This window comes from Scytonema hankhaensis NUACC26 (assembly GCF_045865695.1).
In the GTDB taxonomy this organism is placed as follows: domain Bacteria; phylum Cyanobacteriota; class Cyanobacteriia; order Cyanobacteriales; family Nostocaceae; genus Scytonema.
In genome coordinates this window covers 1-21842 of sequence record NZ_BAACAP010000138.1, presented here as the reverse complement: position 1 = coordinate 21842, position 21842 = coordinate 1, and the positions used below count along the sequence as shown (strand labels likewise).

Here is a 21842-nt window from a genome sequence, read left to right as displayed (position 1 = left end):
ATATAGCTAGGGAGTTGGTGATATGACATTGGAAATCAAGTTAGAATCCACATCCCAGACACCATCAGTTGTGGATTGGGAACCCCCAATGCCACCCACCGATTTAATATTTGATGATGTTGAGCCACACCACCAAATAGAATTTGGTGGATTCTGGCGCTTGAGTCGGCGTTAACTTTTCGCCCGAAACCATTTGCATGGAATGGCTATCTGGTCAACATTTCCCAGCTATGGGTCAAACCGCTCTACCGCTCTACCAGGGACACGGGCTTTCAGACTAGCTGAACGAGACTTGCAGTTTAGGTCAACGCCTTATCTTTTTACCTGAAGAAGCAGAACACCAACGAGCTGAAGTAGCACAGCAACACGCTGAAGTAGCACAGCAACGAGCTGAAGCGGAACGTCAACGAGCTGAAGTAGAACGCCAACGGGCTGAAGTAGCACAGCAACACGCTGAAGCGGAACGCCAACGAGCTGAACGTTTAGCAGCTAAGTTACGAGAGTTGGGAGCAGATCCAGATAATTTCTGATCTCGTGTTTGGAAATATCCATCTTATGGGACGGGCGTCCTCGCCCGTCTACTGGTGGCGGTCGGGACGCCCCGCAGTCGCCCGCCACTTGTTTCAACGGGGGGAACCCTCCGCACGGCGCGGCTCTGAGCACCACAAGAGAAAGTTGAATATTTTTTATTTGGAAGCCCCTTAAAAAGTTTATTTTCTTGCGTAAATACTCGCATCATGTAACCAGCCTTTCCCAAGTCAGACTGAATAGACACCAAAAGGTAATTTTTCGACAAAAAATCTAGCTTTGTATTAGGAAGTAATAATGCTTCCCAAGTGCTTGAGGATTCTCAAAACTTCAGAGAGATTATTTCGATATTGAGAACGAGTCGCAAACAAGTCAGAATTACCGTATCTGCGATCGCAAGGCTTGTAGTCATCGTTAACTATGTGATTCTTCAATTGATTCTTCATATAGTATAAATGCGTAAGTCCTGATTCAAATAGGATTGCTATATTTATAGCTATATTCACTCCTGTCCATTACTGTGTTCACCAAAGGGCAAAATTGCCTTTCGGTAAGTTTTGCCTGAGATTATCTTTGCGATCGCGCTTAGTTTTGCTCATCCGAGCTAAATACTTTCTCGCCACTTTTAGCCTATGCTATAAATGAATAACCCAGCAACAAAATCTCTATAAGAGACTTTCATTATGGTTACAACCGTAACACCTGCTGAAACCAGAACTCTACTTGAAAACATTAGCTGGCAAACGTTTAAAGCTATGCTAGCTGAAACGGGTTCGGAGCGTAAAAACCGACTTGCTTATGACAATGGAATAGTAGAAATTATGTCTCCACATAAGGTACATGAAAACTCTAATCGCTTAATCGAAGCTTTTATTGGGGTGTTATGCGAAGAACTGGGTTTGGAAATTAGCCGCACTGGCTCTTTAACTTTAACACGAGATGACTTGGAGAAGGGAGGGGAACCAGACAGTAGTTACTATATTCAGCTAGGAGTTTTCAGTTAGAAATAAGGAAAAAATAGACTTGAGCAAAGATCCACCACCAGACCTTGTGCTTGAAGTGGAGTACTCACGTTCTGCTGTAAATAAATTGAGTCTTTACGCTTCAATGGGTATCCCTGAATTCTGGCGATATAATGGTAGTGAATTACGGGTATACAGACTCAGTGGTAAGCAATATTGTGAAGGTAATAGCAGTCCTACCTTTGCCCCTGTGTCAGTAAAAGAAATTCCTCAATTTATTGAAGCAGCTAGAAAGAATGGGGAAATAGCAGCTATTCGTGCTTTCCGTACTTGGGTTATAAGCCTCATATGAGTTACTGATTGAAGAGAGAACTAGATCGTAATCTCTCCTTAGCAAGCGATATTATAAGAATAATCAACAAGTTTACTCTCTTACAGAAAAAAAGCTGATGACTCAGGCAATTCTCAACAAAATTCTCGGTCAACTTCAGGAACTTGAACTGCAAGAACTACAGGAACTTAAACAAGCAGTTCAGCAGCAACTAGTAACTAAATCGCCAATACCTAAGTTTACCACTTTTTACCAGGCATTGTTAGATGCTGGCTTAGTCAAACAAATTAAGCAGCCGAGTTATCGCCAACAAACTGAACAAGAATTAATAAAAATACAGGGAAAATTCCTTTCTGAGACAATCGTTGAGGAAAGGCGTTAGATAGATGGCGCTTTACTTTATTGATAGTAGTGCTCTTGTTAAACGTTATGTAAAAGAGACTGGTTCTGCTTGGGTTTTAGGGTTATTTAATCCTCTTCTAAAGATTTTCAAATTCAACTTTGTTATAAATATCTGTAAGACCGATTTCAAAAGAAATAGAATTGAGAGATAATGTTTCATTAATATCATCATATTCAAGAAAAGACCAGCGTTTATTATCTGTTTTAAAAAAATGTTCTATATGTACTTCATACCGCTCAATTAATAAATATTCCTGAAAAGTTGGAAGAGTACGATAGGCTAAAAATTTTTCGTCTTTGTCATAACTTCTAGTTGAGGCTGATAACACTTCGGCAATGATTAATGGATTAGTAATAGTATATCGTCTCCCTTCTTGTAATTGCAATTCTCCCCGAACTATCATAACATCTGGATAAGTGTAAATTCGTTTTTTAGGAATCCATAACCGTTGGTCGGTGACAAAAACTCGATAAGGTTGACGTTTGAGAGCAAAATTTAGCACTGCATAAAAGTTCCCTGCAATTTGATTATGATTTGGTGTCCCACCAGTCATAGGAATAATTTCACCGTTAATGTATTCATGACGTTGTTCTGAGTTAATCTCTAATTCTAAATATTCTTCGCTAGAATAGTTTTTTTTCTCGTCAGCTTGCATTACCATTGGTTTGAATCCTCAACCTTTAAGTTGCTAATTAACTCTGCTTTGCAGTTGTAGATCTATTTTTATCCTACACAGTCGCACTCGTATCTCATGAGGTATCCGTGGAAAATCAAAGTATTGCCAATCCCAAACCCTTCTTGCTCCAACCATCAAGTTACCAAGTATGGGCGCAAGCAAGTGCTCGATTTTTCTATCAAGCAGGATATGGAACTATCCAATTCTTTATCCCATTAATTTTTGTCAATCAATTGAATTTCTCAGCAACGGTGGTTGGGTTTGCGATAGGCTGTGGGGCGCTTGCTGGAGTCGTGGGGCATTTCTTGGGGGGCTATTTAGCTGATTCTCCCATGTATGGTCGCAAACGAACACTGTTATTTTCAGCTTTGCTCTCGATTCTAGCAGCGATCGCATTAGCATGCCTTCCCAATTTATCAATGCTGATTGTCGTAAATTTACTCATGGGGTTAGGCGCTGGATGTTATTGGACGGCGGCTGATGCTGCAGTTATCGATGTCACACCTCCAAAAGAACACCAAAAAGCATTTGCTATTCTGGTACTAGCAGATAGTATAGGCAGTGGGCTTGGAATCTTGAGTGGTGGAATTATACTTTCTTTATTCACGCAACCACAAACGCTCTTTCTGATTGCAGGGCTGATTCTCTTGGTGTTTTTGGTAATAGTTCAAGTTGCGATCGCCGACTCTCATCAAGACGCAAACGAACATTCCGATCCGCTACAAGGATTTAATTTGGCATTGAAAGATAGCTCCCTGCAAGTCTTTATGTTAGTCAACGTTCTTTTTACAACTTATATTGCTTTGGTTAACAGTACATTACCGCTCTATTTTACTAACTTTGTTTTAACTGATGGGATTTCACAAACAACTTCAGATACAGAATCTTCATTAGTGAGCGTTGCCAATCTGTTTACTTGGTGCTATATAGGTATCGGTTCAGTGTTGCAATTACCACTAGTACAACTGTTAACTTCACTGTTGAACGTTCGAGTTCTGACAATCTCCATGTTATTGTGGGGTGGAGGATTCGTGTTAGTCTGGGTAACTCATTTGATACCATCAATTGCCCTCTCAGGAACGATCGCGGCATTCTCTGTATTGTCCATTGCAAGTGCCATTTATAAACCATTTGCACCAGCACTGATAGCAGAGTTAGCACCAAAATCATTGCGTGCGGTTTATCTTGCAATTGGTTATCAATGTTGGTCAATTGGCTATTTCATCGGTCCGGTGGTAGGAGGTTGGGCAATGGATCGTTCCCCAGCCATCGCCCATGGCTTATGGATTGCAACGGCGATGGGCAGCTTTTTCGGTTTGTTCATGCTACATATTCTCAAACTAAAGAAGTTTTCATCTTAACCCGCCTTGACTGGCATTGCGATCGCAAAGCACACTACACCCATTCAAGAATTTGTGGAGTGCTTCGCCTTAAGCAGTAGCGAATTCTGTTAAACTTCGTTTACTGGGATGATGGAAACCCAAAACAATATCGCTTTGGGGTATTCCGGCTGATAGCAAATCATCAACAACGCATAAATTAGTTGCATCTTCTTCCACCCAAACTTTACCGTTTTTAATGCAAAGATAAATAATAATGGTCTGTATCTGCTTTTTGTCATCCCAGCCAAACCGAAACCAAATATACTGATCCCTTTTTTCATCAAAAGCCAAGCGTTCGCTTACTTCAACTTCCCTAATTTTTGTAACTTGAGTATTAGTCATTTCATAATATTCTGTCAATATCTTCTTGATTATATTGCGATATTGTTCTAGCTTATCTATATGGTATATGTCCTTTGCTGGCATGATAGAACTATTAAGTAATACTCTAATTGTAAAACAAAAACTCAATCTAGCCTTATTGCAGCAGATCATTTGCAGATGTAGTTAAAGTTTTGCAACAAGCTGTTGACAATTATCGGACTCAATGTAATTAATTACAGCAAGCTGTCGTGTTAAGCAATCTCGCTCTAGCATATCAAAAATTGGGTCTGTGGTAAAAAGCAGAGAAAACAGTTTAAGAGAGTTTAAAACTGCTAGAAAAGCTCAAACAAAATTCTTGGGTTTTAGCGCAAATATTTTTATGCACTAACCAAATTTGGCAGAGACTTGATGCAGTAACGACAAAAGTACTTCACTAAATCTATGAAATTTCTCGATCCAAACAACGAAATCCTGCTTCAAACGATGCAATATAACGATATCGAAGAAACTGCTAGTTGTATCTCTCAGGTTTTTTCAAGTTTTGAACCCATCACCAGAGCTTTAAAAATTTCCTTTAATGAGTTTTATCGGTTCGCTGTACCTGTTTGTCAGAAAGCGGCGGATGAAGAAATCTCGATAATTGCTAAAGATCGGAGAACAGGAGAGGTTGTTGGGTTCATTATTTCCGAAGATTTTATGACAATCAATCCTGACTCTCCGGAGGGTATTGATAGTAAATTTGAACCCGTTTTCTCTTTGCTGTCGGAATTGGAGGAAAATTACCGAAGCTGTTATTCTGTTAAAACAAGACAAGTACTACATATTTTTCTGCTTGGAGTTCACGAGAAATACACTAAAAGACATATCGCCACATCCTTAGTGAGAGAAAACTTGAACTTAGCTAAACACCATAATTTTGAAATTGCGATCGCTGAAGCTACTGGAGCAGTTTCTCAACACATATTTCAGAACTTTGGGTTTACTCAAGAGTTTGCTATTGAATACAAGTCATACAAGTTCAAGGGCAAACAAAGTTTTAGTTCTATTGAGAATCCTCCTAATTGTCTATTGATGTCCTCTCCAATTTGAACGGAAGCAATCTAATTATGAAGTTTTATCGCATTTTTAGGTAAAATATCTGGCGGTATGGGAGCAAGTGGTGTATAAGATCGGGAGTGAGAACTTACGGAACACAGAAAATTTTCGCAACCGTGTACGGAAAAAGAGTTTGAAATCGTGAAGCTTATAGACAGCTTAATTAATTAAAAAAACATAAAGGAGGTCTGTTTTTAATTGAGTTTTGAAGTTCTCTTCAATCCACACTAAGGGAGTCTCCATGATAGCTTCATCACAAGATAATCCGATAAATGTCCTAAATGCTGATAGTCTGACCATAGCTAGGCAAGAATACCAATATAATTACACCCATATTCCACCTCTGGCTATGGTGGATACTATACCTCCGGGGGAAGATTTCACAAATAGCTGGTACTTTTTGTTGGCTCAGCAAGTTAGAGGTATATTTGTTAATACTCTAATTACCAACCGAGGTAATCGAGGTTCAGAATCGATTCGAGATGATGTGAGATTGTTTATCCTCGAAGTATTGCTAAAAGGAGCAATACCTTTCCAAACCAACATTATTGTTAAAGTTTTACAAATTGTCCCTCAGATTTTAGCTCAAGGTATATCTCGGGATTTTAGAGAACTCGACGATCTGTTGTTTTCTATCCTAAAAGATAGCGGCATCACAATTTTGAGAGATTCTCTACAGAAAGTTATTGAGATTTTATATGAAGGACAACCTAAAGGACGTGCCACTAGTCTGAAGGATTACGAAAAGTTGTTCCCTGTGCTTGGAGTCCCCTCGATCGCAACAACGTTTCAAGAAGATGAAGTGTTTGCCTATATGCGAGTCGCTGGGTACAATCCTGTTATGATTCAACGTGTCAGCAGCCCTGGCGATCGCTTTCCAGTCACAGAAGAACATTACCAGGCGGTGATGGGAACGGACGATTCTCTAGCAACAGCCGGAGAAGAAGGAAGGCTCTACTTAACAGACTATAGACTTTTAGAAGGAGCGATCGGCGGTACATACCCGTACTATCAAAAATATCTCTACGCCCCCCTAGCCCTCTTTGCCTTACCCAAAGGCTCTGACCCAAATCGTCAACTCTGTCCAGTAGCCATTCAATGCGGTCAAACCCCAGGTTCGGATTACCCCATCATAACCCCTAACTCTGGCAAATATGCTTGGCTGTTCGCCAAAACTGTTGTTCAGATAGCAGACGGCAATGTTCACGAACCGGTCACTCACCTAGCCAGAACACACCTATTTGTTGGTGCTTTTGTACTTGCAACTCATCGCCAACTTCGTCGCACCCATCCTTTGAGCATACTGTTGCGTCCTCATTTCGAGGGAACCTTAGCAATTAACGATGCAGCCCAACAAGCTTTGATTGCTCCTGGGGGTGGGGTCGATAGATTGCTTGCAGCGACCATAGATAACTCTAGAGTTTTAGCAGTGTACGGGTTGCAAAGTTACAGTTTCAATAATGCCATCCTGCCAAAACAATTTAAGCAGCGCGGCGTGGACGATCCCAATGTGTTGCCCGTGTATCCTTACCGAGATGACGCACTCTTAGTTTGGGATGCCATTCATCAATGGGTTTCGAGTTATTTGAACCTTTACTATGCCACAGATGAGGACGTTAAAAAAGATGTTGCCCTACAAGCATGGGTAGCCGAAGCCCGATCTTACGATGGTGGTCGCATATCTGATTTTGGTGAAAATGGAGCGATCGAGACGCGAGAATATTTAGCGGATGCCATTACGCTGATTATTTTCACAGCAAGCGCCCAACACGCTGCAGTTAACTTTCCCCAAGTAGGTTTGATGGGTTATGGAGCAGCTGTACCGCTAGCAGGTTATGCACCAGCTTCATTTCTCACTAAAGAAGTTAGTGAAGAAGATTATCTCAAATTGCTTGCACCCCTAGATCAAGCACAAAGACAATATAACTTGCTAGCTTTACTAAGTTCTGTCTATTACAACAAACTTGGCGAATACTCGCAAGGATACTTCACAGACCCACAAGTACAACCTTTATTACAGGAATTTCAGAGCAATCTCAAGCAAGTTGAAGCGACTATCAATCAGCGCAATCTGAAACGTCCACCTTATAAATATCTGCTGCCTTCCAAAATTCCTCAGAGCATTAATATCTAAAACAGTGACCACCTGACCAGTGACCACCTGACCAGTGACCACCTGACCAGTGACCAGTGACCACCTGACCAATGACCACCTGACCAGTGACCACCTGACCAGTGACCAGTGACCACCTGACCAATGACTAAGGAACATTATGGCTAATAAAGATCAAATCCTTCAAGCTCACGATCGCCAAATTTGGCTTTCAGGTATTCTTGCTAGAGTTGGTTACAACACACCTATTGGCAAGTTTCTCCGCCTAGTTTTCTATTATATGGATGCCTTTCTCATATTAAATACATGGAGAGACTTTCTTTACATCCGCAGGGACAATATAGGAGAGAAATTTTTTGCGGTAGACCATGCGATTATGCATACCTCTCACGCTAAAGTGAGGGAACTGATGCAAACTGAACCTCAACTCAGAGGAAATGATTTAGGTATCATTAGAATGTTGGCTCCTAGCTACTTGTTAAACAATCCACTTACCTTAGGGATGAACGGTAGTGAACATACAGGAGCTCGTGCCGTAATTTTGCAAGCTTTACCAGAACCAACAGAACACGCAGAAGTTTTGGGGTATTTGGTGGATCGATCCCTAGCAAAAGCTGCTATACGAGGACAAGTACATATCGGCGACGATTTGCCAAAGATGTTGCTTGAGATTTTGCATCAACTTGTTTTCGAGATAGCATTATCTGAGACAGAAATTGATGCATCCCGTAATTACAATAAAGGGCTAGTACTTGCATCCTTGCCAAATTTCATTAACCAGTACTTGCTTGCATTTATAACTTTCCCGCGCGTACAACATCGCAAGCGTTTAATTGAGCGGTATAAAGAATCTCCAAGATGGCAATCCTACTTAGAAACGGGTTCTCAGTATCAGTTGAACGCACACCAAGTTGCTAACAGTCTTTTCGATACGATTCATATTGCAGGAACTGCAGGTACGAGTGCTCTTTTGGGATCTGTCATTGGTGTTCTATGCCTAGACGAAAGATTAAGAAATGATGTCGTGTCTGAAGTGAATGCTGTGTGGGATGGAACGGACACTCCTAGCGGACACGCTCTAGAACAGTTAACACTTCTTCATAAAGTAATTTACGAAACAGCTCGTATGTATCCACCCGTGCGATTTGTCAGCCAACTGACAACTGAAGGGGGTGAAGTTGAGATTGGAGGGCGGAGATGTCCCTTCCAAAGGGGGACTCGTTTGCTTGGATCTACTCTCACTGCAAATCGGGATGCAAACAGGTACAACAATCCAGATAGTTTTGACGTTACACGAGATTTTTCAGATATCGTATCTTGGAACGGAGAAGGGCATGAGCGTGCGTGTCCCGGTAAATCCTTATCCATCGGCATAATTAAAATGTTTTGCCTGTATCTGTTCAAAAAATATCAATGGGACTCCTTTACACAAGTCAAGTGGGATTTTGAAAAAGTGACTGCTGTGACTCCTAACGATTTAGTGCTGCAAGGATTTACCCATCGGTAGTAACAGAAATTAGGGACTTCCAAATAAAAAAGTCTCTAACAATCTCTTGTGGTACGGGCAAAATCTCTTGTGGTACGGGCGTCTCGCCCGTCAGCAAGCGAGGACGGGCGAGGACGCCCATCCCACAAGAGGGTGTACGCACAAGTTTGAAATAGCTCACAAATTGAGTTTTTAGCTTAAATTTTACCCCACCCTTACCCTCCTCTTGAAAAGGGGAGGGAACTAAATTTCCTTTTCCCCCCTTTATAAGGGGGGGACTAAGGGGGGTAAATCCAACTTGTATGTCCTAGCCTTTATAAGAGGGATTGCGGGGAGCGCATTTGTCTCAAAGATTTAGGAAATTGGGATAATTTATTTCTTGAAAATCCCTAATGTTTGAACATATTTTTTAGATGACTTTTGTAAAAAAGGGAGCAAAGAATGATTGACGCGATCGCTCAAAAGCAACTCGATAACATTGAAACTTGGATGATCCCCAACAAACAAACTAACTTACCAACAGTCTTAAAGGGCATATTCCATATGGATGGGAACCCACTTCCAGATGAGTGCCTCACATTTTACAACTTAGAATGGGACGCGCAAACCCGTTCCTTAGTTGTACCTGTTTTTGCCCCAGTACAGTGGACTTTTCATAACTCAATTCAGGGATGGCTCTTACTACTTTTTATCCAAGTCACTCAAGTGACGTATAAAGTTGAATTTGACGACACCCTACAGCAAGCACAAATTACCCCCTTTTTATTTGGAATACCAATTCCAAAGTGGCTCGTATCGTTCACAATGTCCCAAGATAAAAACTCTAGCAATGGAGATACTTGGCAACGAAATAACTTTTGGTTTGGAGGAATTTCACGACTAGGCGAATATACACTTCGTAGAGTTGTGGATGAAAATGGTCGTCATACTCCTGCTTTTAACAATATGCTTGCCTCCTCTCCTAACGAATGTTTGATAATTACCAGTGACCAGTGACCAGTGACCAGTGACCAAAATCGTATATTTAACCTTGACTTTGTAAACTTTTCATCTCATATTGCACATCTAAAGCAATTTGCAATGCTTCATTTAACAGCCGTCCATGCTCGCTAGCTTGTTCGCTAACCTGCATGGCTGTTAATGTTGCTAAATTGTTGGCAAATAACTCCGATCGACTGATAATAAACTTTTTATTCTCTCTCAAGATTCTCTCAGTTTTTAAGGCACGAATCAGATCGCTTCTTGTAAGCTCAAGTGCTTCAAGAACTTTTTGCCTTTCTTTTAAACTCACTCCTGGATTTCCAGCTGCTTCTATTTGGTCATTAATATCTATTGCTTTAACAACAGCATTATATCTTTCTACATCATTCAAAAGAATTTTTAGAGAAGGAGTTATATTTTTTTCAACTAGCTTTAGCCTTTGCTTCCAAAAAAAATATAAGAAAATTTGTGCGCTAGAACCAGTTAAAAAGCTCAAGATAATTAATAAGAGCCAAGATGGTATAGCTACCCAAGTTGCAAAAAATCGGATAATAAGGTCAATGGCAACATAACTGCCCACTAATACACTCAGCCCTATAAAAACTACAGTCGCTCCTTCAGCGCCTCTAGCTTTTTCTATAAATCTTTTGACTATTCCTTGAAGAGGACGGCTAATAATGATTAGTTCATCGTTTACAGGTAAGTTAGTCAATTTCTGTAGTTCTTTCCGACTAATCTCTAATCCTAGTAAATCATCTAGCACAGTTTTAATATCCTTTGGATATATAGTTTTTTTACAATATTATATAACAGAAAAATTTATAAAATGTTTATAATATGCTCGGCTTGTTAAAGATTTTTCATAAAAATATCTTTTTGTCCATAAATTGAAACAGTATTACCCTAAATCAAGCATATTTTGTTACATTCTCTTCTTTTTCTGTAATCTCTGTTACAGATCTACTTTGGCACTAACAGTTCTTCAGGATAAATCAGCATTTACATACCATGAATGCATATGTGTAAAAATGTGCCTGAAAAACAATTGGTTCGATCCGGGCTTGTATTTCTTCTGGTAAATCAGCCAAATCTTTTAAAAATCTTTTAGTATAGTTAAGATTCTACATTCTTTTTCTTTAATGATTGATAATATCTTATAGCTTCACCCTTAGAGAGACGTTCGTTATCTTCTGATTCTTCCATAAGTTTTGCCAATCCATAGTCTTCTAATATTTCTTCAATTTTTTGAAACTCAGCTATAGGTATTTGTACAGCTACGGTTTGTTGATTTTCATCCATTACATAATTTTTATTAATTTATAGCATTTTTCTACTGTTTGTTTTGTGTATACTCGTTGACCAAGGTCAATAGTGGTGTATTTTTGGACGAACTGATGGAACGTACAATTTCTGCCTTGGGACTATTTGTTTTTATTGGAATATCATACATCTTTTCTATCAATCGCCGTGCTGTACGCTGGAGAACAGTGGCATGGGGGTTGGGGTTAGAGTTTGCATTTGCACTCTTGATTTTGAAAACTCCTAGTGGTTTGGTAGCATTTAAGTCTTTAGGTGATGTTGTCAGCAATTTTTTAGGATTTTCGGACGTAGGGGCAAAGTTTGTTTTTGGCGAGAGTTATAAGGATCACTTGTTCGCATTTCAGGTTTTGCCCACAATTATCTTTTTTTCTGCCTTTATTAGCGTTTTGTATCATTATGGAATTTTACAGTGGACAGTAACAGGTATAGCTTGGGTCATGATGAAGACTATGAAAACTTCAGGATCTGAGTCTTTGTCTTGTGCGGGTAACGTCTTTTTGGGACCGACTGAATCACCATTGATAGTCAAACCTTATGTAGCAACAATGACACAATCGGAACTGTTTGCGGTAATGACTGGTGGTTTTGCTACGGTTGCTGGTGGGACGTTAGGAGCATATTTATCCTTCGGTTTACCAACAGAACATCTAATAGCTGCTTTTTTTATGACTGCACCAACATCTTTGGTTGTTGCTAAACTACTTTACCCAGAAACCGAAGTATCCGACACCGCAGGACAAGTGAGGGTAGAGGTGAAAACAAATTTTGTGAACGTCATTGATGCAGCGACTTCAGGGGCGCTTGATGGCGTTAAGTTAGCGGTTAATGTAGGAGTGATGATTATTGCTTTCTTGGGTTTGTTAGCTGTGGTCAACGCATTACTTGGATGGTTGGGGACACGAATTGGATTGCCGCAACTTTCACTAGAATGGATTTTATCTTTTATTATGGCTCCTGTCGCTTGGTTGATGGGCGTGCCTTTGGCTGATTGCGGTCAAGTGGGAGCATTGTTGGGTAAAAAGACAATTCTAAATGAATTTATTGCTTATTTAGATTTGAAGACTTTAATTGAAAAAGGTCAAATTTCCCAACGTGCGATCGTTATTGCTACTTACGCATTATGCAATTTTGCTAATGTTGGATCTATCGCTATTACTATTGGCGGAATTAGCGGAATGGCACCAAATCGTCAACACGATCTAGCTCGTATGGGTGTTAGATCTATGATTGGAGGTTTGCTTGCAGGTTTTATGACAGCTTGTATTGCTGGAATGTTAGTTTGATGTCATTTAAATATCGCACAACAAATTAGTAACCGATAAGCGCTAAGAGTTGTAGTTAGTCAAGATTGTTTAGAAGAATTTTATAAAAACTTCACACACCTAAAGCTATAACCGCAATTATGCGGATTATCATAGGTTTAAATGATAATCAGTTGCTACCTAAGCCAATAAAGCCATGAATTTTGGTTCTGATGGGAAAAAAGACAAAAAACCCCAAGAATTGGCGGCGGCGGCGGCGGCGAACTTAGTGCATTATGTGTTATCTCAAAAAACTGTACTAAATGGAATAAAAAAGCAGATAGCATATGCTGACTTCAGGAGAGACAAATTTGACTTCTGACTACATTCACCTAAGGGGTTTCCAACAACACGATTATTCGTTTTAGCAATTGCAATCGCTGCCAGCTCATTGCTTGTATTAAACTTGGTAGTCTTATTTTATTCTAGTATGGTTATTCAAAATAATAAAGATTCACAACATATATTGCCTAGCTTATCCTCAAATTGGTTGCTCTATGAAAATAGTAAATATAATATTAAAGTTAAATATCCGACAACTTGGAATTATCAGAATAAAGACAATCCTTGGAGTAGTTTTGTTATCTTTTTTCCCAGAAATGATAAGCAATCAGGAGCTAATATTTCAATTAGTATAGAATTTTTATCTGACTTGATTTCTTTACAAGAATTTATAAAAAAGTTTAAACAAGAAGTTTTAGAATACAATGAAAAATGTAATTTTCTTGAAAAGAAAGAATCTACTTTTCTTCATACTGCTGGTTTGAGAGTTACATTCGAGTGTATACGTGAGAATCAAAAAATTAAAAAAATGGCTGTTATAACTCTTAGAGATAAAAGAGCATATACTATTTATTATGAAGTAGAAGTTAATAGTTTTTCACAGTTTGAGTCAATAGCAAATATGATGCTTAATTCACTAGATGTTAGTAGTCATTAAAAGTCAGTAGGGAATATATTTATTAATTTTAATCGGTTAACCGAATTAATATGTGGTTTAAACGGAGACGAAGAAGAACTTTTCAAGTATGTTAAAGGAAATTTTTTAGTCTTAGAAAGACTTACATCATCACAGGTATTAAATCAATATTTAAGTGCGCTTTTATCTTGGGCAAATCTTCTTTATATAATTGTAGTAATTGCTACTTTATTAATTTTGAAAATTAGTTAATTTTTGCATACAACTTTCCTATGAAAGTCTTTAGTTTAACTGTGCGAAACTAAAATTTATAATTTGATTAGCTAATTCATCTAAAGAATAAACAATTTGAATATCAGGTCGTACCAAACTCGTTTGAATTTCTACATCTTGTCTTCTAGCATATTTAGGATGAACTCCCACGAATAAAGGTTTATTGGTCATTGACCAAGCACCCAATTCGTAGAGAACTATTGGACACATAGTTTCACTCGGAAACCAAAAAAGAATTGCTGTGGCGAGTCGCAGATGCTTATACTCCCATTCAATCTGCTGTTGAGAAGCACTTGGCTCGTGAATGGGAAAATTAGCCCGCCGAGGATTTAAAATTATCCAAGGTGAGGGTTTTAATAATTCCACTATATGTGATTGCCAATCTAGACAACCTGTTATTCCACCAGCACAAAATATGGCTTGTCCTTCACCATTAAATTCTGCGGGTGCTTCTATATATTGAATCATATTTGTGTTTTTTGTACATTAATTACAGCTTAAAAATTTGCGTTCCTATTCTTCAATCCCTTCACACTCTATCAATTCTTACAATCTTAACAATACTTCAGGAAGGTTATTTTTGATGGTTCTCCAAACTATATTCAAATTAACTTGAAAATATTCATGAGCCATGACATTCCTCATATCACCCATAACTCACCAAGGGATATTAGGATAACGCACTTGAATTTCTGGAGGGATATTTGTTGCAGCTTCTCCAATAATTAAGAAGTCATAGAAAACAGCTTTGGCAGTCGTCTCATTCCTCCTAAAATCTTCCAAAGACATCCCATCAACACGTTACTGAATAGCAGCGATCGCTCCTATAATATCTCGAATCCGAAATTGCCACTTTCTAGAAGGCACGGATTATATCCTCAAGAACTGGTTCTCTAAGATTTTCTCGCAGAGCATCCAATGTACCCATATCTACAGGATATCCTAATAACTCTTCTAAATAAAGTCGCACTTCAATAAACTCAAATAATCCTACAGGACGATTGAATTCAACCAGTAGATCGATATCACTGCTGGGCTTGGCTTCATCCCGTGCAACTGAACCAAATAAATCCAGAGATTTTACACCCATTACCTGCAGTTGCTCTCGATGTGCGGCAATAATTTCCAAAACTCGATCTCGCTTCATTTTCTTTTTTAAGATATTCTAATTGTAATTATACAAGCGAGAAAAACACACCATCTTTAATTTAAAACTTAGAGAGACCCAGAACCTATTGTAAATACCTGTAAATTTTACTACTAGAGAGCAGAGAACCGTACTTAATTAATAAATGAAAAAATTATAATATTTCATGGTTCTTCGGTACTTGTTACGCTCGACCATTTTTCTGCCTTCATCGGCGTCCTGTATCATTATGGATGGAATTTTACAATGGACAGTAACTGGTATTGCTTTGCGGGAATGTTAGTTTAATGTCGTTTGTCATTGGTCACTGGTCACTGATAAAAGGTAGAGATTAATTAAGTTTATTATCTCTATATTTATCTAAATACAAATTTTTATGAATGAAGATGGCTTTAATCTTTTTTTCGTTTCAAACTGTGTAGTAAGGGAATTGCATTTCAATAATGTACCATTCAGTTCCTGAAACAATTGGAGGAGTGCAAGTTCGCTGCGTCTTTACAAACTGGTAGCTTATTTTCACGTTAGTTCTTAAGTTCACTTCTTGTACTAAACATTAATGAAGTATCACAGCATTGATGAGCTTCTCAAGAACAATCAGGCTTGGGTTGCTGAAAAGCTAGCTCTAAACTCTACTTATTTTGAAGAGTTAGCAAAGGGACAAAAACCGCCTTATCTCTACATTGGTTGTTCTGACAGTCGTTTGCCTTTAACTAATTTTACACGTACAGAACCTGGAGAATTATTTGTTCATCGTAATATTGCTAATCAAGTATCTCTCACGGATATTAACTTTTTAGCTGTTCTTGAGTACGCAATAAACCATCTTGAGGTCGAACACATTATTGTTTGTGGTCATTATGGTTGTGGTGGAATCAAAGCAGCATTAGAAGGAAGAACAACAGGAATTATTGATAATTGGGTGAATCCAATACGAGAACTCTATTTGCAACACCAAGATGAAATTGATGTTTTACCCACAACAGAAGAACGGCTTAATCGCTTAGCGGAAATCAATGTGATGGCACAGGTAAAAAATTTGTACCAGACTTCGATCGTGCGTAAGGCACTCCACGAACAAAAAGCACCACTCGTTCATGGTTGGGTGCTAGATATCCGTAGTGGGTTAATTAAAGATTTGCAAGTTTGTACCATACCATGGGAGTTAAGTTCATCATGCGCGATCGCTTCCACAACATCTCGAAGAAATTGCCATTATCTAGAAGGTACGGATAATATCCTCAAGAACAGGCTCTCTAAAATTTTCTCGCAGAGCACCCAATGTACCCAGATCTGTAGGATATCCTAATACGTCTTCCAAGTAAAACAATATTCAACTTTCTGTTGTGGTACGAGCGTCCCCGCCCGTCCTATATTAGTAGCGGGCGGGGACGCTCGTACCACAAGATTGAGGAATTTATTTCTTGGAAAGTCCTTAAGAATTGTTATTTTTTCAGATGTTAATCATTTGCTTTATTTCTAACTCTTACCTTGCCCAAAGTTGGAGCAGTCCGCAATCACGTTGTTAAGATTAACTTGAGAGAACTACCTACCTCTGGTGAGAATAAAACAATAGACGCTAGCTCCACAACAGCATAAATCTAAAATCTAATACTTCCTGGGTGGGTATTGCCAACTGTTTAAGTGTGGTGGGCAATGCCCACCCTACAAAAATTTTTCTCTTGTAGCACTTTCTCTTGTGGTACGGGCGGGACGCCCGTACTTTTTTAGTTGAATAATGGTGGGCAATGCCCACCCTAAATAAATTAAGATTTTTTATTTGGAAGTCCTTATATTTTTGTCTCTATCAACTATTCCCATCTTTCTCAATGCTTTCACGCAAATCGAGAAATTGTTTTCCAGAATCTGTAATTATTACAAACTCTGAAAGGTTATTACCTTCATAGGGAATATCGCGTATTCTTTCCGCCTCTACATAACCGATATCTCGTAGGTGATAAAGTTCTCTTTCTAAACGCTCTGTCATTTTATACTGCCCAAATTTACCTGCATCAATCTTCTTGAGTGTTTCATACATTGATTTGGGTATTGATAACAAAAGAAATTTATCAGTTCTTGACTTAGTAGTCGTAATTTTCTTAGTGAGTGTACTGAGTTTTGCATCTATCTTACCTCGGTCAAAAGTCAATGAAATAACTTCATCTAGACGAGGTATTAAAAATAGCAGCATTGCGATAATAACGATCGCTATGAGTAGTTGTATAGAAGCTTGCCCGGAAAGTAACATCATAAGCAAGACTGCTTCAAGAAAAGCAATACACGTAAAGGCTGCCCACCATTTTGTTGAGTAATCTTGAATCATATTTTTCTCCTAATAAGCCAATAAGCTTAACATGATTAAATATTTTTTCAGTTAATCGCGAACGTTTTGGTTTTACGCCACAATAGAGAGTGTTGCAAAAACAACAATATACAGGAAAGTCTCATGCCAATAACAGCACCATCTGCGAATTTACCAATTTTGGAAGAATTGAGATCGGAATTACCAAATATTTGTGGTTGGGAATCGGAAATTAGCTCAGTGGTTCAAAATAATGAACCTGTATTCTTAAAGACTACAAATATCCGATTGGAAAATATCGCATCTGGATTTGCTTGCGCCCTTCATATGCACCAACCGACTATCCCTGGAGGTGGAAACGGCGAACTTATTAGTAATCTTCAGTATATGTTTGAACATCCTTATCAAGGAGATAACCACAATGCAGAACCGTTTGCTTGGTGCTACAAGCGTATGGGTGATTTTATTCCTCAAATGATTGCAGAAGGTTGCAATCCTCGGATTATGCTCGACTATTCGGGTAATTTGTTATGGGGATTGCGACAAATGGGAAGAGATGATGTTCTTAACAATCTCAAGCGGATTACTTGCGATCGCCAATACCAGCCTTATGTAGAGTGGCTAGGAACAATGTGGAGTCATGCAGTTGTTCCTTCTACCCCTATTCCCGATATTAAACTTCACATTCAAGCATGGCAACATCACTTTGCAGCTATTTTTGGCTATGATGCTTTAGCGCGAGTCAAAGGTTTTTCTCCTCCAGAAATGCACTTGCCAAATCATCCCGATACGCTATTTGAGTATATTAAAGCATTGAAAGAGTGCGGATATCGCTGGTTGATGGTACAAGAGCATTCCGTAGAACGTTTGGATGGTTCGGGGTTGAACCATGATGATAAATATATTCCCAATCGTTTGGTTGCTCGTAATTCTCACGGTGAAACAATTAGTATCACTGCATTAATTAAAACCAAAGGTTCGGATACAAAATTAGTGGCACAAATGCAGCCATATTTTGAAGCAAAAGGTAGAAATCAGCAACAAATTGGAAATAGAACATTTCCCTCTTTAGTGACTCAAATTGCTGATGGGGAAAATGGAGGTGTCATGATGAATGAATACCCCCGCGATGTATTTAGGGTGTATCACGAAATTCGCGATTCGGGAGGCGATCGCTCGGGAACAGTTGCACTCAATGGAACGGAATATTTAGAATTAATTGAGGCAGCAGGTGCGAATCCAGATGATTATCCAACTTGTCAAGCCGTGCAACAACACAAAATTTGGCAGCGTATCAATCCAGATAATGTTACGCCGGAAGCTGTGGAAAATGCGATCGCACTCCTTAAAGAAACCGACCATCAGTTCCATATGGACGGTGCTTCTTGGACGAATCATTTAAGTTGGATTCAAGGCTATGAGAATGTTTTAGATCCGATGAAGAAGCTGAGTGTTTTATTTCATGAAAAATACGACTCACTCGTACAACAAAATCCTGCACTGACTCAAAGTTCCGAGTATCAAAAAGCATTGCTGTACAACTTATTATTGCAAACAAGTTGTTTTCGTTATTGGGGACAAGGCGCGTGGACTGATTATGCTCGCGAACTCTATCGTCGCGGTGAAGAATTGCTCAAATCTTAGGCATTGGGGAACTCGGGGCCCCCTCGTTGAGGGGCAATGGGGAACTCGGGGCCCCCTCCTTGTTGAGGGGCAATGGGGATTGGGGAACTCGGGGCCCCCTCCTTGTTGAGGGGCAATGGGGATTGGGGATTGGGTATGAGTTATTCTTCCTTGTCTACCTTGTCTACCTTGTTCCCAGTCCCCAGTCCCCAGTCTCCAGTCCCCAGTTAACTTCTTCTAACAGGACGTTTCAGTTTCAATCGAAGTAAAGCTTGCCAATCTTGAATAGCTTTTTCTGTCCACATCCAATCTTTGCTCAATTCTTGAGGTTGAAAATGAACTGAACCGTCTTTCAAAACTTGTTGGCGTAGCTTAATCGCTTCACTAAAATACTGCTGTCGTTTTCCAGGAGGTTGTTCGTATGCTGTTTTGTACAATCCAAGGGCTAACCCAGCATAAGCGGTTAAAGCATCTTCAGGAATTGGTTTTTCATTTTTATCATTGTCTGCAAGAGGAGTGTCAGACGTTTTTTGCTCTTTAACTGCTATATCTAACGCCTTAAACCAAGCGTCATTAGCTTGAATAAGATTACCTTCAGCATAGTAAGCAAATCCTAAAGCATTTTTATAAGTTAGCGACTTGGGATCGTTTTTAACAGCATTTTCCCAGAAACGCCGCGCAGTATCTAAACTATACTTCCTATCTCCCTGTCGGAGAGACTGCCATGCTAATCGCCCTTTAAGAAAGCTCACAACTGAGTTATCGGCTTTGTCTTGGGAAACAAGGCTGAGGGTGTTTTCAGCGTTGGGAAGTGCGCCACGATTGAGGAGTTCTTCCACAGCTTTCAGCCCTTCGTTTAATTCGCCTTTTCTCAACATATCAGTTGCATAAGTCGTCAAAACCTCAACAGATTCAGCTTTTGAGATATCAAAAGCGGGTGGAGGTTGCGGTGGATTTAGTACGGGAAATATTGGAGATTTCGATAACAAACTGAAACCAACAACTGCTACAAGAGCACTTGTAGCAGCTATCCCAACTATACCTAACGGGTTACGTTTTTTCTGCTGTTTTCGCTGAGTTTGTTGTGATGGAACAGTTGTTTCAGTTGATGGGGGAAGTTGTAAACGATCCCAATTGCCTTCCAATCTTAGAGGTGTTTCTGAGGACCCTGCATTAGAGGGGGGTAATTCGCGACGCCCTGCACCTTGTCTACCGTATGCGGCTGCGGCTCTTACTTCTTCCCACATCCCAAGATCGCTTTCTAGGGATGCTATCTCTCCTGAAACTTCAGTCTCATCAAAACGGTCTTCACCAAAGTCTTGCACGAGTTCGGCGGTCATTGAGTCTTCGGACTCAGCCCTTTGGCGATCGATTTGGCGGAATAAGTCGGAAACTATGGCAGAGTCTTCTTCATAGCTTGGTTCGTCATACTCAATCTCATCAGCAAGATCGTCTAGCCAATCCAAATCTGAGGGTTCCCTAGCTAGGGAAGGCACGATCTCCTCAATTGGTAATGGTATATCGGCATCACTAACCGGATCTGGGTAAATTGAGTTTGTTGTCGTCGTTAAAGCGCTGGAACTGTACTCATCAATTAACTCATCATTGTGAATTGGATGCATTCCCGGACTGAGATAGCCGTTAAATTGTGGCTGAAGATAGAGAATCGGTAATGCCCAATACATTTGATGAGAACTGTAAGCAGCAATTAGCCCTTGACGCATCCGACTGACGCACAAATCTACGGGATACCCCAGTAAGAGATTGCGGTAGAACAATTGTGTTAGTGTAAGCGCCACGTCATCGGGTATGCGCTCTGACATTGCCAAAACGCTCTTTATCCCTCGTTTGACTAAGCTTTCTGTCAAATTTCGTTCGCCCGTATCTCCTGAAGGGTCGGTGGTGGCTGCATATGCTCCCAAGCAGGAGTTAAATACTGCCATTTGTATGTGATTGTTAACGAGTAAACCTGCTAGGTCATCGCCACTTAGGGTCTCTTTTAAGCCAGTTCTACTACTGACTAAGTAAATTTCCCCACCATTTAGACCTGGATTGCTATGACCGGAGTAGTGTAGAACGTGGTATCTCCCTTGTTCTAAAGCTTGTGTCAACTCCTCTCTCCCCGGTTGCTCTAGCAAGGTCATGCGAATGCGTGGAATATCTCCATTGACACTTCGATGCAGTTCTGCTTGCAGTCTAATCGCTTCTTGCTTGAGTAAATCTAGGCGAACTAAATCTGTCGGTGAAGCAATCACCATCAATACTTTGATACCAGTTTCTTCGTGCGGTGGTACTGGCATACTTGTTGTCGGCAACCGAGAAGTACCGCCAGAGGCACTTTGGTATCGAGAAAATGCTATGTATAAACCAGTAGCTATGGGGCGATCGCCTGCATGCATGACTTCCCACGGCAGACGGGCTAACCTGGTATCTTTTAATCCCAAGCGCAAACGCAGAACCTGTTGGTGGTTCTGGGCAATTCCTTGGGCGGTAATCCAGCTATCTCTGAGAGTGCCTTGAAACAGTGCGTTGTACAGTTGTTGACCCAATGCTACCAAGTTGATGGAGTTTCTTGCGATCGCATCTCCTTGCAGCACTAATTTTAATGGGTCGTTCATCAAATGACCTGCAGCCGTCAACCAATCAGCTACAGGCCAAGTCACCAGTTCCTCTGCCAAT

Annotated in this window: 22 protein-coding genes and 2 pseudogenes; 13 read left to right on the top strand and 11 right to left on the bottom strand. The window is 39.9% G+C overall.

The genetic code is table 11. From position 1 onward, the window contains the following. The first annotated feature begins 22 nt into the window (after window positions 1-22). Complete coding sequence (locus ACKTT2_RS08830) at window positions 23-175, top strand: hypothetical protein (protein WP_407885779.1); 153 nt, start codon at window positions 23-25, stop codon at window positions 173-175. 637 nt (window positions 176-812) lie between these two features. Here ACKTT2_RS08830 and ACKTT2_RS08825 read toward each other — a convergent pair. Beyond that, window positions 813-974 carry a hypothetical protein gene (locus ACKTT2_RS08825; protein ID WP_407885776.1) on the bottom strand — a complete coding sequence of 54 codons (162 nt, stop codon included), beginning with the start codon at window positions 972-974 and terminating at the stop codon, window positions 813-815. A 237-nt stretch (window positions 975-1211) separates the two neighbouring features. On the opposite strand from ACKTT2_RS08825, the pseudogene ACKTT2_RS08820 reads away from it, so the two are divergent. Together ACKTT2_RS08820 and ACKTT2_RS08815 are read left to right on the top strand one after the other, a co-directional pair. After that, window positions 1212-1842, top strand: a pseudogene (locus tag ACKTT2_RS08820) (Uma2 family endonuclease). 97 nt (window positions 1843-1939) lie between these two features. Next, window positions 1940-2203, top strand: coding sequence for a hypothetical protein (locus ACKTT2_RS08815; protein WP_407885774.1), 264 nt, complete (start codon window positions 1940-1942; stop codon window positions 2201-2203). A gap of 97 nt (window positions 2204-2300) precedes the next feature. On the opposite strand, the gene ACKTT2_RS08810 is transcribed toward ACKTT2_RS08815, so the two are convergent. Continuing rightward, a complete protein-coding gene (locus tag ACKTT2_RS08810) occupies window positions 2301-2885 on the bottom strand; it encodes a Uma2 family endonuclease (protein WP_407885772.1) in 585 nt (194 codons plus the stop codon). A 101-nt stretch (window positions 2886-2986) separates the two neighbouring features. Here ACKTT2_RS08810 and ACKTT2_RS08805 point away from each other — a divergent pair, with 101 nt between their 5' ends. Further along, window positions 2987-4261 (top strand): MFS transporter, encoded by a 1275-nt coding sequence (locus ACKTT2_RS08805; RefSeq protein WP_407885770.1) that lies wholly within the window; start codon window positions 2987-2989, stop codon window positions 4259-4261. Window positions 4262-4330: 69 nt separating this feature from the next. Here the strand turns inward: ACKTT2_RS08805 and ACKTT2_RS08800 are convergent, their stop codons facing one another. Then, a complete protein-coding gene (locus ACKTT2_RS08800; protein WP_407885804.1) occupies window positions 4331-4684 on the bottom strand; it encodes a XisI protein in 354 nt (117 codons plus the stop codon). 363 nt (window positions 4685-5047) lie between these two features. Between ACKTT2_RS08800 and ACKTT2_RS08795 the strand changes: the two genes are divergently transcribed. The 3 genes from ACKTT2_RS08795 (at window position 5048) to ACKTT2_RS08785 (ending at window position 9321) form a co-directional block, all read left to right on the top strand. Then, on the top strand, window positions 5048-5695 hold the full coding sequence (locus tag ACKTT2_RS08795) for a GNAT family N-acetyltransferase (RefSeq protein ID WP_407885768.1): 648 nt from the start codon (window positions 5048-5050) through the stop codon (window positions 5693-5695). Between the two features lie 247 nt (window positions 5696-5942). Then, a complete protein-coding gene (locus ACKTT2_RS08790; protein ID WP_407885766.1) occupies window positions 5943-7835 on the top strand; it encodes a lipoxygenase family protein in 1893 nt (630 codons plus the stop codon). 139 nt (window positions 7836-7974) lie between these two features. Next, window positions 7975-9321, top strand: coding sequence for a cytochrome P450 (locus tag ACKTT2_RS08785; RefSeq protein ID WP_407885764.1), 1347 nt, complete (start codon window positions 7975-7977; stop codon window positions 9319-9321). On the opposite strand, the gene ACKTT2_RS08780 is transcribed toward ACKTT2_RS08785, so the two are convergent. Beyond that, window positions 9308-9463, bottom strand: a complete 156-nt coding sequence (locus ACKTT2_RS08780; RefSeq protein ID WP_407885762.1) for a hypothetical protein — start codon at window positions 9461-9463, stop codon at window positions 9308-9310. The genes ACKTT2_RS08785 and ACKTT2_RS08780 overlap by 14 nt on opposite strands. Window positions 9464-9741: 278 nt before the next feature. Between ACKTT2_RS08780 and ACKTT2_RS08775 the strand changes: the two genes are divergently transcribed. Then, window positions 9742-10296 carry a hypothetical protein gene (locus tag ACKTT2_RS08775; RefSeq protein WP_407885760.1) on the top strand — a complete coding sequence of 185 codons (555 nt, stop codon included), beginning with the start codon at window positions 9742-9744 and terminating at the stop codon, window positions 10294-10296. Between the two features lie 28 nt (window positions 10297-10324). Here ACKTT2_RS08775 and ACKTT2_RS08770 read toward each other — a convergent pair whose 3' ends face one another. Continuing rightward, window positions 10325-11044, bottom strand: a complete 720-nt coding sequence (locus ACKTT2_RS08770; RefSeq protein ID WP_407885758.1) for a hypothetical protein — start codon at window positions 11042-11044, stop codon at window positions 10325-10327. Window positions 11045-11394: 350 nt separating this feature from the next. Further along, a complete protein-coding gene (locus ACKTT2_RS08765; protein WP_500691378.1) occupies window positions 11395-11598 on the bottom strand; it encodes a RelB antitoxin-like protein in 204 nt (67 codons plus the stop codon). A 77-nt stretch (window positions 11599-11675) separates the two neighbouring features. On the opposite strand from ACKTT2_RS08765, the gene ACKTT2_RS08760 reads away from it, so the two are divergent. The 3 genes from ACKTT2_RS08760 (at window position 11676) to ACKTT2_RS08750 (ending at window position 13842) form a co-directional block, all read left to right on the top strand. Beyond that, window positions 11676-12884, top strand: a complete 1209-nt coding sequence (locus ACKTT2_RS08760) for a NupC/NupG family nucleoside CNT transporter (protein ID WP_407885754.1) — start codon at window positions 11676-11678, stop codon at window positions 12882-12884. 175 nt (window positions 12885-13059) lie between these two features. Further along, the gene (locus ACKTT2_RS08755; protein ID WP_407885752.1) at window positions 13060-13224 is read left to right on the top strand and encodes a hypothetical protein; all 165 of its coding nucleotides are present in this window, start codon (window positions 13060-13062) and stop codon (window positions 13222-13224) included. 108 nt (window positions 13225-13332) lie between these two features. Then, window positions 13333-13842 carry a PsbP-related protein gene (locus ACKTT2_RS08750; protein ID WP_407885750.1) on the top strand — a complete coding sequence of 170 codons (510 nt, stop codon included), beginning with the start codon at window positions 13333-13335 and terminating at the stop codon, window positions 13840-13842. Window positions 13843-14103: 261 nt separating this feature from the next. On the opposite strand, the gene ACKTT2_RS08745 is transcribed toward ACKTT2_RS08750, so the two are convergent. The 3 genes and pseudogenes from ACKTT2_RS08745 to ACKTT2_RS08735 all read right to left on the bottom strand — a co-directional run bounded on the left by ACKTT2_RS08745 (window position 14104) and on the right by ACKTT2_RS08735 (window position 15241). Next, window positions 14104-14562, bottom strand: a complete 459-nt coding sequence (locus ACKTT2_RS08745) for a nucleoside 2-deoxyribosyltransferase domain-containing protein (protein WP_407885747.1) — start codon at window positions 14560-14562, stop codon at window positions 14104-14106. A 78-nt stretch (window positions 14563-14640) separates the two neighbouring features. Then, window positions 14641-14883 (bottom strand): annotated as a pseudogene (locus tag ACKTT2_RS08740) (HepT-like ribonuclease domain-containing protein). A gap of 67 nt (window positions 14884-14950) precedes the next feature. Further along, window positions 14951-15241 carry a nucleotidyltransferase family protein gene (locus ACKTT2_RS08735; RefSeq protein ID WP_407885745.1) on the bottom strand — a complete coding sequence of 97 codons (291 nt, stop codon included), beginning with the start codon at window positions 15239-15241 and terminating at the stop codon, window positions 14951-14953. Window positions 15242-15797: 556 nt separating this feature from the next. On the opposite strand from ACKTT2_RS08735, the gene ACKTT2_RS08730 reads away from it, so the two are divergent. Next, entirely contained in the window at window positions 15798-16547 is a 750-nt protein-coding gene (locus ACKTT2_RS08730) for a carbonic anhydrase (protein WP_407885743.1), read from the top strand. A gap of 498 nt (window positions 16548-17045) precedes the next feature. Here the strand turns inward: ACKTT2_RS08730 and ACKTT2_RS08725 are convergent, their stop codons facing one another. After that, window positions 17046-17561 (bottom strand): hypothetical protein, encoded by a 516-nt coding sequence (locus tag ACKTT2_RS08725; RefSeq protein ID WP_407885741.1) that lies wholly within the window; start codon window positions 17559-17561, stop codon window positions 17046-17048. 123 nt (window positions 17562-17684) lie between these two features. Here ACKTT2_RS08725 and ACKTT2_RS08720 point away from each other — a divergent pair, with 123 nt between their 5' ends. Further along, window positions 17685-19184 (top strand): polysaccharide deacetylase family protein, encoded by a 1500-nt coding sequence (locus ACKTT2_RS08720; protein ID WP_407885739.1) that lies wholly within the window; start codon window positions 17685-17687, stop codon window positions 19182-19184. 206 nt (window positions 19185-19390) lie between these two features. On the opposite strand, the gene hetF is transcribed toward ACKTT2_RS08720, so the two are convergent. Then, the coding region (gene hetF / locus ACKTT2_RS08715; protein WP_407885737.1) for a cell division protein HetF at window positions 19391-21842 on the bottom strand (2452 nt) is incomplete at its 5' end.